Origin of the sequence: Roseovarius aestuariivivens (assembly GCF_004761875.1) — a bacterium.
GTDB classification, from domain to species: domain Bacteria; phylum Pseudomonadota; class Alphaproteobacteria; order Rhodobacterales; family Rhodobacteraceae; genus Roseovarius; species Roseovarius aestuariivivens.
Genome location: NZ_SJEY01000006.1, coordinates 1 through 12,549 on the forward strand (window position 1 = coordinate 1; position 12,549 = coordinate 12,549).

Sequence of the window (12,549 nt, forward strand, 5' to 3'; positions counted from 1 at the left end):
TTGGATACCGGCCTCCCGCAACGGAAAGTATTGTCCAGATGGACCAGAGGCCGGTCATGCACTAACAATCAACCTGGACCACTCCGTGGGGGCAGTCCAGAATTTCCTTTGCAGCAGCATCCAGCGTCTCGTCCAAGTCCTCTTGCGATATGCCCAACACCGAGTTTCCGTTGTCATCCAGAATATGAACCAGAATAGGTGTCATGAGACGAGCACCAGCACTGCTCTCCGTGAGCCTCAGCCATTCCTTGTGACGAAGCGAAACTGCCTTCATGAACCCCTCACACCAGTCCATCGCAATTACATGGCCTTCCTTGGCTTGCCAGAATATTGGCTCTACCTCGGGCGGGTCTTGTGACAGGCCATAGGCTATCTCTCCGTAGAGACAAACAATCGTTTCGATCACCCAATCGGGGGTGCCTTCCACATGGCCTCCCATAGCGACCGGCATCCATTCCTCCGGCTGTATCATGACATGTGAGCAGACAACCCCATGCATGAAACCATCCAAATCCGATATACACATGCAGGAGTCCGGAGTGGCATCCGAAGACAGGTAATCGTCTAGTTCATCAAGGCTTTCCATATCGTTGCCTGCAGGACAGTGGTCTGCAATCAGTAAACCGGAGATGACGATGGATGCAAAATGATGAATGAAACAATCAGGGTCTTCATCGAACAAGGCTGGAGTGGCCACACAGGTCGTAGGTGTGTGCCAGATGATTATTAATAATGGTTTTTAAAGGCGGGTCATCGCTCAAAGTTTCACCCCCGCCGGGCGATTGGTCCCGACGAGGGCTTAGTCTTAGAACACGCTTAGGTAGTGAAATATAGATAACAGAAAACATTCAGTTGCACAAGATTATGTTATCTTTTTTAGGCAAGACCTTGGACGTTCCTGATGGTTCCGAGGAGTGTCATGGTTTGTCTGCATAGGTCACAGGTGGTTAAATTACCCCCGCCAGACGTGAATCCAGCGAGGGTAGCAACTGCTAAATGCTGACTAGGTGACACTTGACTGTGAAAACACAGTGATCGTCAGGTGAAGCGTGTGAGGCTTCCTAGGTTAAACCTGTTTCTTCTTCTTACGGGCGGCGAACCCAAGAGCGGCTAAGCCCCCCGAAAGCAGTAGAAAGCTCGCAGGCAAGGGGACGGCAGAAATTTGTCCGCGAATTTCACCACTAAGATGGTCGTTTGTGTGCACGTTTATGTATAAATTACCCGCAAGTAGATCTGGCACCGCAGACGCCAAATCTACTGTGCCTTCACCCACGTCCCATACAGCAGAGAGACTGAAGCCTGTAGCAGACTCCACAAAGCTTTCGTCTCCATCGATGTTGTTATTAAAGCCAGTCGGACCGAACCCAAACACCACAGGTCCGTTCGTACCCGCCGGTCCTTGATGGATATGAATGCCTGGGGCTCCTACTAGATCCGATAGAAAGATCCCTCGAACAAAGAGGTCAATAAACAGCTCTGTTTGACTATCGTTAAGTTCCAGCGTCGCATTGCCGCTTGCACCCGTCACAACGCGTGGCACCTCCTGATCCCCAGTAAGATTAGCCGAAAAATTAACTACAGCAGCATGTGCTTGCACAACGCTGGTAGCTAACATCACAGCTGAAAGCAGCAGTTTTCGCATTTCCGCGATCCTCTCCCATAATAATAAATAAGCACAAAGGTAAAATTTAAGCAACGATAGGATGGTTCACCGGTTAAGGGCGAGTCTCAACCTGTCACAGAAGACAAATGCGCGCGCCCAAAATGATGCTGTCATCTGTTCGGCCTCTGGCTGCGGTTCTGTTCGATAACCATTATTCACATACCCGCCGCATCGGCGCACGATCCTTCGATCATTTCATCGAATTCATCGGCGAAGTCCGTGACCTCTTCATCCCAGACGAATGTTGAAACTTCCTCATCTTCTTGGCTCATTTTTTCACCCTCTTTCTGCCTGAAGCCGTCTTCACTTCCTCCGCCTCAGCCTGATCTACCAGTTCTTGATGCTCCCAATCTGGATCGTAATACCTATGATAACCATCTGCCACTGCATCGAAGACAGGTCTCAGGGTATCGATCTGCGTGATGATGTAGCCCTCTGTCACACTGCGTGACTTGTGGTCTAGAAGTTGCCCCAGTCCTCGCACTCATACGCCAGAGCTAGCTGTTCCTGCATTTCCGTCAGCCGTTCGCCTGATCCGTATCCCCCAGCGATACTGTTTTGAGAAGCATGTCCCATGATTGCATGCTGGATGTGCTCCGGTGTTCGTACCGCTCGCAGTTTGTCCTTCATGGTGTGGCGGGCTGAGTAGGCGACCAATGCCGAGTCCTTTATCTCCATCTTCTTACGTATGATGCGATTCAGTGTCTGGCTTATTGAGTCCATGCCCCCGTCTCGTCCATACCGAGGCAACAGGGGAGCTTGTGGATCCTCGCGTTGATCGTGCTTGGCTACGTAATTTCGCAGTTCCTCCAAAGCCTCACCCACGAGTGGTAGGTCTCTCTCCGATGCATCGTTCTTGAGTTGGCGGATACGGTTATGCCGAAGCTGAATGTGCGGTGTGTTGGCATCTAACTTGATTTCACCGACGGTGAGACCTGCTGCCTCCATAGTGCGACAGCCCGCGTGGCTCATAAGGAGAGCCACCAGCTTGACCTGTTCATGGCTAGCACGGGCATGCTTGAGGTACTCGTTAAGTTCCTGAGGTGTGAATGATCGTCGGGCAGCTTGTCTTTCGCGTAGGTTGGTCTCAAGCTGCAATCCGCTGAACGGATTTTTCAGGGGAAGGTCGAAGTGATCGCAGCCACAGTTGAAGATCGCCTGAAGTCTTTGGATTTCTTTGTTTAGCGTCGCGTTTGACCAACTGGGTTTTTCCCGCCTCAGATACTCGCGGTATTGACGCATCAAAGGTTTCGAGAGGTTCTTGAGTGGGGTTTGCAGGTCAGATGACAGGTTGTACTCCAAGAAGGTTGCCAGTCTCAAAGCTGCACGCCAGTTCGCTTGTTCGAATTTCTTTTTGTTGTGCTCGGAGCGCTGCTTCTTCTCCTGATTGATCTCAAGATACAGCTTAACGCACTCTTCGAGTGTGGGCTCCACGGTTGATGGTTGCTCACCACGCAGGATCAGGGCTGCTTGATCCCATTGATCCGCCGGACTCCTCTTGGTGTAGATTGTTTCTCCTGTCGCAGGGTCTGTTCCTTCGTCTTTAAGGTCTGCGTACCTATTGAAGAATTCTGCGACCGTGTCCGCATATGCTCTCACTTCCTCAGGGCTGGCCTGAAAGTCTGGCTTTTGAAGGGGGTGTATGCCGTATCGCGTCAGAAATTCTTCTGCACTTTGTCTCGCGTAATGCACGTCGAGTACACTGGGAACTTTTACATCAGAGGCTTGGGGGTCATTCCCCCTTCGTATCTCTGCAACTCGCTTCTCGAACTTGGCGTTAACGAATGCTCCCTTCGCAAGCGCTTCCGAATGGGACTTGGTTTTCAGGGACCGCTTTTCTTCCCGTTTGCCAAAGACGTCGCGACAATCATCCGGTACCCTTCGTCGATACGAGTAAAAGCCGGTCTTCGACTTCCTGATGTAGCTCGTGACCTGTGCCATCTAATCTTTGAGATTTTCAAGTGTGTACCATATGGGTCTTATTTTGTGTACCAAATCTCTCTGAAGTTATCAATAAAACAAGAAAAATAAGGGTAAATCGTGCGAGGTGTAGAGTCCCTCACCGCCCACCATTCCCGGATACGTTGTATTGTTCAGGCGTCGAGAAGGGATTGTTTAGTCATTGGAAACATTCCGTTTTTCCGGACCATGGTCATTCCAAAAAGGACCGGTCGCTGATAGCACGTAGGTGGGGGGCGGCGTGGCCGCCATGCGCTTTTTTTGCGATCGGGGGACCGCATGAATGCCATGCGAAATTCATTGGACTTGATAAAGGTCGGGGGTACCTGTGTCTCGGCGCTGGCGGCAAGCGGACACGAGGTTGAACTGATCAGCGATTTCATCGCCGCCGAAGACCTCGTGCGCTCGATGGGCAAGGAAAGCGTGACGGCCAAGCTGTCGGGGCATTTCAACGACTTCACGGAAGAATCCGGCTTCTGGCTGGTGCTGCGCGAGCATGGCGAGTTCGCGGCGGCGGTGGCGACGCGCTTTGATCACGTGGGCCGGGAATCAATGGGCGATTACATGATTCGCACGATGCGGCGGCACTATCCGCATCCGTCCGGTGAAACGCTTTTGCAGGTCACACGGGCGCTGCCGCCGGGGTTTCACGGCCGGATGGCCTATATCGGTGAACTGTTCGTGCGCCCGGGAAAGCGCGGCTCGCGGCAGCGCCTGAGGCACCTGATGCTGCTTTTGCATTGCTGCATCGCCGGCAAGTGGGAGGTCGACTGGACCTATGCGCTGATGCGCGACCGCGACGTGATGGCGGGGTTCGCCACAACCTATGGCTTTACCGTGCAGTTGCCGGGCGTCGCGAAATGGGCGCAGCCCGCGCCGGCGGGACGCGACGACAGCGAATGGCTGGTGGCGCTCAGCGCCGATCACCAGGCCCACATGCTGCATCACTACGCCGGATCACTCCAGAGCTTGTGAATAGTTCAGCACGTATTTGTTGCCGTCGGCATCCTCGACCGGTAGCAGCAGGCGCTTATAGGTGAAGCGCAGCGGAAAGCTGTGACCGGGCAGCATGACGTCGATTTCCTGAATCGACAGCTGCGGGTCGCCGTGGCTGGCCTCGACATGAGCAAGGCGCACGCTTTCGGTCAGCTTGCCGTCGAACGTGGTGAAGAGATATTGCAGATGCTCGGCCGTCTGGATGCCAAAGCTTTGCGCCGCAAGGCTTTGCGCGCCGATCTTGAAGGGTTCGGGCAGGCGCGAATCCGGTTCGGGCGCGCGGTAGAGATCGACATGCTCGCTCAGCGCGTCAAAGTTGGCCAGCTTGCCGCGCTGCTGGTGCCACCAGGTCAGCACGTCATCCAGAAGCGGGCGCGCGCCCCGCTGGTTCAGCTTGCGGTGCGCCTCTCGGGTGACGGCGGTCAGGATACGCTCGGCTTGGGCGGTCACGATGCGGTTGTCGATCTCGCCGCCCGCCAGGCTGATCTGGTCGTTCAGCCCGGCGATCTGGTTGGGCGTGATGCCCAGTGCCGAACAGATCTTAACCACGCTGGAATAGCCGGGGTCGCTTTTGGTCGACAGAAGGTTTGAAATATAGCGTTCGCCCTGTCCGATCTCGAGAGAAAGGCTTTTGTAGTCGTAAGGCGACTCTTGAATAAACGCTTTCAGGCGTTGGTGAAAGTCTTGCACGGCAGCGCATCCTATTTAACGGACAGTAGATCACATATAAGTTCAATCGCAACTTCACGTCAATTAGAGCGCCGACATTCGGCATTAAATGTCGAGAAATTCAACAAGCTCAGGTTGACCTGATCACCAAACTCAGAACGCGTGCTACGATATAGATCCTACTTTACTTCAAAAGATTAGGCAATCTTATGGCAAATCAATAACACTAATATGGCGCTTGATTCTTCGGGACTGACTACAATGTCTTTCCATTGCCGAAACGAAACTAAGCTATTGTTTCGGTGTCATTAATAAGCTGTGTTGAGCTGAATGCGGGTTTTGGGAAAAACAGTGTTTCTGAGGCATCTTTGAAGGCGGTTTTTGACCTGTTGGGAAATGCGTATAGGAAAGCAGAAAAGCTGCGTCTGAATGCTTGACGGCGCCGGACGCGCAGACTAAACCGCGCCTTACGCCGGGCGACGCCCGCGCGTGAGCAGCGGGCGGTTGTAGCTCAGTTGGTTAGAGTACCGGCCTGTCACGCCGGGGGTCGCGGGTTCGAGCCCCGTCAACCGCGCCACTGCTGCTTACGACAACCTTTGCGCGGTTGTAGCTCAGTTGGTTAGAGTACCGGCCTGTCACGCCGGGGGTCGCGGGTTCGAGCCCCGTCAACCGCGCCACTTCCCTTCAGTTTCGTCACTTCCCGGGTATGGAACGGCCTTGTGCCGTGGACTGTCTTGCATGGCCGCTGTCAGGACGCTGCCCCGGTTGGTCCGGGGCAGGTCGTGACATGTTTGGCGTGCTCTGAGGGCTTAGCCGATCGGCAGATCTCCAAGGCCGAAGGGTCGGTCGGCATCGGTCGCCGTTCCGTCGAAGAACAGCTGCGCGAGATCGTAGGTGTCCGAGCCGGTCGTCCGACCTAGCTGCCGCCCGAAAAGGTCGCCATCGGTGAAATGAATGCCACCATAGAGCCGTGACAGCCCGGCCTCGTCCGCCGCGTCGCTGAACGTATCCCAGGCAAGCGTCGTCTCTTCGAAGGGCACGCCCTGCTCGAAGATGGTCGAGCCGGGCGCGAAGGTCACCGAGCCACCGAAATCGTCCGATCCGGTAACCAGCCTCAGCACTTCCGCACCCGCCGCGCTGAATCCGGAATGGCCCGAGGTGTATTCCGCGAAGGGCGGGGAGACGTTGCCGCCGGGAAGCTGGAAGGTGATGAAGTTCTCGGCCAGGATCGTGCGCGTGCCGTAACCGGTGCCGTCGGGCGCGATGCCGCCGAAGGCCTCGATCACATAGCCGGTTTCGCCGGTCAGTTCATCGACACCCATTTCGCCGATCAGGCCAAGTTCGCCAAGATCGCGGATCGCGCGCACCGGGCGAGCGTAGTCGTATTCGACCTTGGATTGCCAGGTGGCGATGCCGGCGTCCATCACCGCATTGCCCATCATCAGGAACAGCTTTGCGTCCTGTTCGATCGTGTGGTTGTCGCGTGCCGACACGAATTGCGCGAAAGAGATGAAGGTGCCCGGCGGAAATGCCGTGCCGCCGCCGTCTTCCCAGAACTCGGCGATGATCTTTTGCTCGTCGGTCAGATTTGCGGAATAGGCGACCACCTCTTCTGCCTGATCGATGAAGCCTTGATTGATCACGTCACCGATCAGGTCCTTGCTGACCGCGATCACATCACCGGCGATATAGGGGACGCCGCCGATGGTCGCGTCGCTGCCAAGTGTGATGGACTTGGCCGCGAAATTCAGCGTGGCGTCGGAAAAGGCCGCGGTAAAGAACGCGTCGGGTGGCGGCGGCAAAGTGTTCGAGAAATCGGTTTCCCCGTCGGGATTTTCCGCCAAGGCAAAGCCTTCGACTTCCAGCCAGTGAGGTGTCAGGAAGGTCTGTTCGGGATTGTTGTCCTCGGGATCGACCGGCACGTTTTCAGGGGTCCAGCGGGTGATGTCGTTGATCTGGTTCGGCCCGGAATTGAACGGCGTATAACCGGTCGTGTCGGTATATCCGCCCGCCTGGTTCGACCCGTCGACAAGACGCACGGCCAACAGGTCTTCTGCCGCATCGATACCGATTTGCGCTTCGAGACTACCGTCATCGCTCAGCGGGAAGCCAAGATTCTCCGCCATGACCGTCTCAAAGAGAGGCTCCATATCCGGGAAGAGCGCGCGCAGCACGGTGATGGCGGCAAAGCTCATCGCCTTTTCCTTTTGCGCGTCGGTCCCGGTGGTCTCGATATTGTCGCCTTCCAGGTCGAGAGACACGTGAGTTGCTGTCGCATCGAATGCCGACCACGCATCGTAGATTGCCGTGTGCATCATCGCATAGGCGCGCGAGGCCACGGTCGGCCCCGTGGGCGAACTGGTTTCGATCACCGATTGCTGCACGACCCGGTCCCAGATCACGCTGATCGTCGGGTCGATATTGTTGACCGTCACGGCCTGTGTGCCGCCGGCGACCTGGATATATGGCGCGGCGTCAGGACCGAAGGCTTCGGTAAGTTCCCCGATATCGAAGCTGCGATCGGCAAAGGTAATCTGTTCGAACCCGTCCGCCGTCATTTGCTGGCCCGAGAAGCGTTCGATCAAGGTGATCGTGCCGTTCGAGACGGCGATATCCAGCGCACCCGCGTCGAAAGAGAAGATGAGCTCGTCGGTGCCCAGACCGCCATCCGCGTATGCGACGAGCTCATCGAGGCTGAGGACGTCGTTGCCGAGACCGAGATCGACCGTTCCGCCGCCGGAATTGAGCGTGACGTTATCGTTGTCGTTCCCCGCGCTGACCTCGTAGACGAACGCGTCGGCGGTGAAGATGTCGTTGCCACGTCCCAGGTCCACCTCGTCGGCCCCGCCCTTGAGCGTCACAACGTCGTTTCCACCCCCGGCGCTGAGATACCCGACGAAACCTTCGGCCATTAGCAGGTCATTGCCGTTTCTGAGCGACACGTAGCCCGCGTCGCCCATCAGCGTCACGTCATCGTCACCATTCCCGGCATCGAGCATGCCGACCCAGCCTTCGGCGAGAAGAGTATCGTCGCCTTTTCCAAGGATCACCCGGTAGGCGTCGTCCTCAAGGGTCACGGTGTCAAAGCCGGCCTTCGCGTTGAGGAGCCGGATCGGATTGGACACGACAAGCGTGTCATCGAAATTGGTGCCAAAGACAAACTGCTTGGGGATTGGAAAGGCGGCCCCTTGCAACGAGGAGGATCCGAGAAGGGGAAACAGGCGTGAATTGATCTGCATTTTTGCAAAACCTTTTTGAGAATGCGGAAGAAAAAATACACACTACGGCGAAAAGCAACTCTCTGAGTGTTTCAACACCGGGGTGATCGGTCAAATGATATAAAACATTTTAAATCAGTGTCTTAGGGTTATTTTTCGGAATTTTTCCAGTCAGGCGATCGTGGTGTCAACCTGAGCGTGCAGGGCAAAGCACGCTTCACGCGCCGAAAAAGCTTTGCAGCGCTTCGGCTGTCTCCTCCGGGGCGGTGTCGATGAAGAAATGCCCGCCGGGAATGGATCGGGCCATCATGTCGGTACATTTCCCTTCCCAGGTCGCGGGCACGTCATAGGCTTTGGCCATCGCGCCCGTGCCGCCATAAAGGATCAGCGTGGGGCAGGTGACACGCGCCGACAGATCCTCGGCATCGTCGTGCACATCGTGATCCAGCGCCGCGCGATAATCGTTGCACATGCCCCGGATCGTATCGGGGTCGCGCCACGCCCGGCGATAGGCCTCCAATTGATCCGCGTCGAAATCCTCCAGCTTGGCCCCGCCCCAGCCCAGAAGGCAGGCGTGATAATAGCGGTCCGGATCGGCGGCGATCATCTCTTCGGGAAAGGGGGCCGGCTGTGCGAGGAAGAACCAGTGGTAATAACTGCGCGCGACCGGGAAGGTCAGATCGGTCAGAAGGGTATGGGTAGGCACGATGTCCATCAGGCAAAGCCGCGTCACCGCCCCCGGCGCATCGAGCGCCAATCGGTGCGCCGTGCGCCCGCCCCGGTCATGGCCCGCCAGCGCGAAAGACGCGTGCCCCAGATGCGCCATCAGCGCGACCATGTCCCGCGCCATTTCGCGAAAGCTGTAGGCGGCGACCGCCTCGGGCTTGGAGGATGCGCCATAGCCGCGCAGGTCGGGGCAGATGACGGTGTGCGTCTTGGCCAGCTCGGGCGCCACATGCGCCCACATCGCGCGGGTCTGCGGAAACCCATGCAGCAGCAAAAGCGGCGGGCCGTCCCCGCCCATGCTGAAAGCGATCGAGACGCCGTTGACCTGCGCGATGTGATCGGTAAAGCCGGGGATCGTCACCGGCCTAAACCGAAGCCAGCTTGTCGAGCACGCGCGCCCAGCTTCGAATGCCCTTGTGGAAGCTTTCGACGTTATACTTTTCGTTCGGCGAATGGATCGCGTCGTCGTCCTGCGCAAAGCCAATCAGCATCGAATCAAGGCCGAGAATCTCTTTGAAATAGCCCGCGACCGGGATCGACCCGCCCATGCCGGAGAACACGGCCTCGCGGTTCCACTCGGCGGACAGGGCTTGACGCGCGGCCTCGAACTCGGGGCGGTCAAGGTTCATCACCGCCGCCGGCGAGCCGTCGAGATCCTGATTCCACGTCACCGATGCGTCGACCGGCAGGCGGTCTTCGACATGTTTGCGGACCTTCTGACGCAGTTTGTCGGGGGCCATGTCGCCGACCAGCCGGCAGGTCAGCTTGCAATGCGCCTCGGCGGGGATCACGGTCTTGGTGCCCGCGCCCTGATAGCCGCCCCAGAGGCCGTTGATTTCCAGGGTGGGCCGCGCCCATTGCTGGACCAGCGCGGAGTAGCCTTCCTCGCCATGGGGTTTTGTGAACCCGACGGAGTTGAGATAGGTTTTCTCGTCAAAGCCGCAGTTTTCCCACTGCTCCAGCAATTCGGGCGGCACCTCGTGCACGCCCTCATAGAACCCGTCGACCGCCACCCGGCCGGTTTCATCGTGGAAAGACGCGATGATGCGCGAAATTTCCTTCAGGGGGTTCAGGCCCGGCCCGCCGTAATGGCCCGAATGCAGATCGATGCGCGGCCCGTGCAGCGTGAATTCGTCCTTCAGCATGCCGCGCAGCTGCGAGGCGATGGACGGCACGCCGGGCGAGACCATCGAGGTGTCGCAGATGAGCGCCAGATCGGCCGACAATTCCCCGGCGTTCTCCTTGAGGAAGGGGATGAGTGAGGGCGAGCCTGATTCTTCCTCGCCCTCGAAGAAGAAGGTGATGCGGCAGGGCAGCGACCCGGTCACATGTTTATAGGCGCGGCAGGCCTCGACAAAAGTCATGAGCTGCCCCTTGTCGTCCGAGGCGCCCCGGCCCCGGATGACGCGGCCCTGTTCGGTGTCCTGAATCTCGGGCTGGAACGGGTCGCTTTTCCATAGCTCCAGCGGATCCACCGGCTGCACGTCGTAATGGCCGTAGAAGAGGAGATGCGGGCCGCCGTCAGCCGGCCCGTCGACATGGCCCACGACCATCGGGTGACCGGGGGTGGCGCGCTTCTCGGCCTTGATGCCAAGGCTTATGAGATCCTCGACCAGCCAGTCGGCGGCCTCTTCGGTGGGGCCCTTGTAGGCCGGATCGGTCGAGATCGACGGGATGCGCAACAGCGCCATGAGGCGGTCCATCGCCTCGGGGATCTGATCGTCGATACGGTTCAGGATGGCGTCGATGGACATGGGCGGGCGGGCTCCTAGGTTTTGGGTGGCCGGAAGGTAGCAGGCCGCGCGACGCTGTCCAGCCGCTTGACCGGGATCAAAGTCTGTGCCCGTGGCAATATGTAACCTGTTGCCGTATGCCGATGGATTCTATATCCATTGCATAAATTGAATATGTGGCGGACCAACCGCCATGGAGGAGAACAGGCAGGGGCACCTGCCGGAAGAAAAGGCGGGTCCGTCCCGCCGGGCCACCCAGGTCTGACTGCGAAGGAAGGGAATGCCAGTGGATTATTCCGCAAAGATCGACGCGGCGCTGAACCGGCTGCACGAAGAAGGCCGGTACAGGACCTTCATCGACATCGAGCGCAAGAACGGGCAATTCCCGCACGCGACATGGCGCAGGGCAGACGGCTCTGAGCAGCCGATCACGGTCTGGTGCGGCAACGATTATCTGGGCATGGGCCAGCATCCTGCCGTGATTGCGGCCATGCACGAGGCGCTGGATGCCACCGGCGCGGGCTCGGGCGGGACGCGCAACATTTCCGGCACCACCGTCTATCACAAGCGGCTCGAGGCCGAGCTGGCCGATCTGCATGGCAAGGAAGCGGCGTTGCTCTTTACCTCGGCCTACATCGCGAACGACGCCACGCTGTCGACGCTGCCGAAGCTCTTTCCGGGCCTCATCATCTATTCGGATGAGCTGAACCATGCCTCGATGATCGAGGGCATCCGCCGCAATGGCGGTGCCAAGCGGATCTTCCGGCACAACGATCTGGCGCATCTGCGTGAGCTTCTGGAAGCCGACGACCGCGACGCTCCCAAGCTCATTGCCTTTGAATCCGTCTATTCCATGGACGGCGATTTCGGCCCGATCGAGGCGATCTGCGATCTGGCCGACGAATTCGGCGCGCTGACCTATATCGACGAGGTCCACGCGGTGGGCATGTACGGCCCGCGCGGCGCGGGCGTGGCCGAGCGCGACCGCCTGATGCACCGCATCGACATCATCAACGGCACGCTGGCCAAGGCGTTCGGAGTGATGGGCGGCTATATCGCGGCCAGCGCGAAAATGTGTGACGCGATAAGGTCTTATGCGCCGGGCTTCATCTTCACCACCTCGCTGCCGCCAGCTGTGGCCGCCGGTGCCGCGGCCAGTGTCGCGCATCTCAAGCGGGACCCCGCGCTGCGCGACCAGCACCAGACACAGGCGAAGATCCTCAAGACGCGCCTGAAGGGGCTTGGCCTGCCGCTGATCGACCACGGCAGCCATATCGTGCCGGTGATCGTCGGCGATCCGGTGCACACCAAGCAGCTTTCGGACATGCTGCTTGAAGGTTATGGCATCTACGTGCAGCCGATCAATTTCCCGACCGTGCCGCGCGGCACCGAACGGCTGCGCTTCACGCCGTCGCCGGTGCATGGGCCCGGAGAGATGGACCATCTTGTGCATGCGATGGATGAACTTTGGAGCCATTGCGCGCTGAATCGTGCCGAATTAACTGCCTGAGCTTGCCGCAGGTGCATTCGCACTTGCTCTGTGGTAACGTATGCCTAATCAACAGAGCAGTGCGCGAATCGGGAT

General features: G+C 58.1%; 9 protein-coding genes and 2 tRNA genes. 4 read left to right on the top strand and 7 right to left on the bottom strand.

Translation table 11 applies throughout. From position 1 onward, the window contains the following. Positions 1 to 61: 61 nt before the first annotated feature. From EZV60_RS10635 to EZV60_RS10645, 3 genes are all read right to left on the bottom strand, one after another. On the bottom strand, positions 62 to 682 hold the full coding sequence (locus tag EZV60_RS10635) for a UPF0149 family protein (protein WP_135505281.1): 621 nt from the start codon (positions 680 to 682) through the stop codon (positions 62 to 64). A 384-nt stretch (positions 683 to 1,066) separates the two neighbouring features. Further along, the gene (locus EZV60_RS10640; RefSeq protein ID WP_135505744.1) at positions 1,067 to 1,642 is read right to left on the bottom strand and encodes a CHRD domain-containing protein; all 576 of its coding nucleotides are present in this window, start codon (positions 1,640 to 1,642) and stop codon (positions 1,067 to 1,069) included. 480 nt (positions 1,643 to 2,122) lie between these two features. Then, positions 2,123 to 3,604 (bottom strand): DUF6538 domain-containing protein, encoded by a 1,482-nt coding sequence (locus EZV60_RS10645; protein WP_135505283.1) that lies wholly within the window; start codon positions 3,602 to 3,604, stop codon positions 2,123 to 2,125. Positions 3,605 to 3,910: 306 nt separating this feature from the next. Between EZV60_RS10645 and EZV60_RS10650 the strand changes: the two genes are divergently transcribed. Beyond that, a complete protein-coding gene (locus EZV60_RS10650) occupies positions 3,911 to 4,597 on the top strand; it encodes a hypothetical protein (protein ID WP_167853506.1) in 687 nt (228 codons plus the stop codon). Here the strand turns inward: EZV60_RS10650 and EZV60_RS10655 are convergent. Beyond that, positions 4,580 to 5,308: a helix-turn-helix domain-containing protein gene (locus EZV60_RS10655; RefSeq protein WP_135505287.1), complete on the bottom strand. Its 729-nt coding sequence runs from the start codon at positions 5,306 to 5,308 to the stop codon at positions 4,580 to 4,582. The two genes, EZV60_RS10650 and EZV60_RS10655, sit on opposite strands and share 18 nt — an antisense overlap. A gap of 479 nt (positions 5,309 to 5,787) precedes the next feature. Here EZV60_RS10655 and EZV60_RS10660 point away from each other — a divergent pair. Together EZV60_RS10660 and EZV60_RS10665 are read left to right on the top strand one after the other, a co-directional pair. Beyond that, positions 5,788 to 5,864: transfer RNA gene (locus EZV60_RS10660), tRNA-Asp, on the top strand. 23 nt (positions 5,865 to 5,887) lie between these two features. Beyond that, positions 5,888 to 5,964: transfer RNA gene (locus EZV60_RS10665), tRNA-Asp, on the top strand. A 132-nt stretch (positions 5,965 to 6,096) separates the two neighbouring features. Here EZV60_RS10665 and EZV60_RS10670 read toward each other — a convergent pair. The 3 genes from EZV60_RS10670 to EZV60_RS10680 all read right to left on the bottom strand — a co-directional run bounded on the left by EZV60_RS10670 (position 6,097) and on the right by EZV60_RS10680 (position 10,985). Beyond that, complete coding sequence (locus EZV60_RS10670; RefSeq protein ID WP_135505289.1) at positions 6,097 to 8,526, bottom strand: DUF6851 domain-containing protein; 2,430 nt, start codon at positions 8,524 to 8,526, stop codon at positions 6,097 to 6,099. A 196-nt stretch (positions 8,527 to 8,722) separates the two neighbouring features. After that, positions 8,723 to 9,592 (bottom strand): alpha/beta fold hydrolase, encoded by an 870-nt coding sequence (locus tag EZV60_RS10675; RefSeq protein ID WP_425353565.1) that lies wholly within the window; start codon positions 9,590 to 9,592, stop codon positions 8,723 to 8,725. A gap of 4 nt (positions 9,593 to 9,596) precedes the next feature. Next, complete coding sequence (locus EZV60_RS10680) at positions 9,597 to 10,985, bottom strand: dipeptidase (protein ID WP_135505291.1); 1,389 nt, start codon at positions 10,983 to 10,985, stop codon at positions 9,597 to 9,599. 265 nt (positions 10,986 to 11,250) lie between these two features. Between EZV60_RS10680 and hemA the strand changes: the two genes are divergently transcribed. Next, entirely contained in the window at positions 11,251 to 12,474 is a 1,224-nt protein-coding gene (hemA, locus tag EZV60_RS10685) for a 5-aminolevulinate synthase (RefSeq protein WP_135505293.1), read from the top strand. Positions 12,475 to 12,549: the final 75 nt, after the last annotated feature.

What these genes read in the sequence shown, in the direction of transcription:
- EZV60_RS10640 (WP_135505744.1), bottom strand. Translation starts at nt 1,642, where the DNA reads ATGCGAAAACTGCTGCTTTCAGCTGTGATGTTAGCTACCAGCGTTGTG.
- EZV60_RS10645 (WP_135505283.1), bottom strand. Translation starts at nt 3,604, where the DNA reads ATGGCACAGGTCACGAGCTACATCAGGAAGTCGAAGACCGGCTTTTAC.
- EZV60_RS10650 (WP_167853506.1), top strand. Translation starts at nt 3,911, where the DNA reads ATGCGAAATTCATTGGACTTGATAAAGGTCGGGGGTACCTGTGTCTCG.
- EZV60_RS10670 (WP_135505289.1), bottom strand. Translation starts at nt 8,526, where the DNA reads ATGCAGATCAATTCACGCCTGTTTCCCCTTCTCGGATCCTCCTCGTTG.
- EZV60_RS10680 (WP_135505291.1), bottom strand. Translation starts at nt 10,985, where the DNA reads ATGTCCATCGACGCCATCCTGAACCGTATCGACGATCAGATCCCCGAG.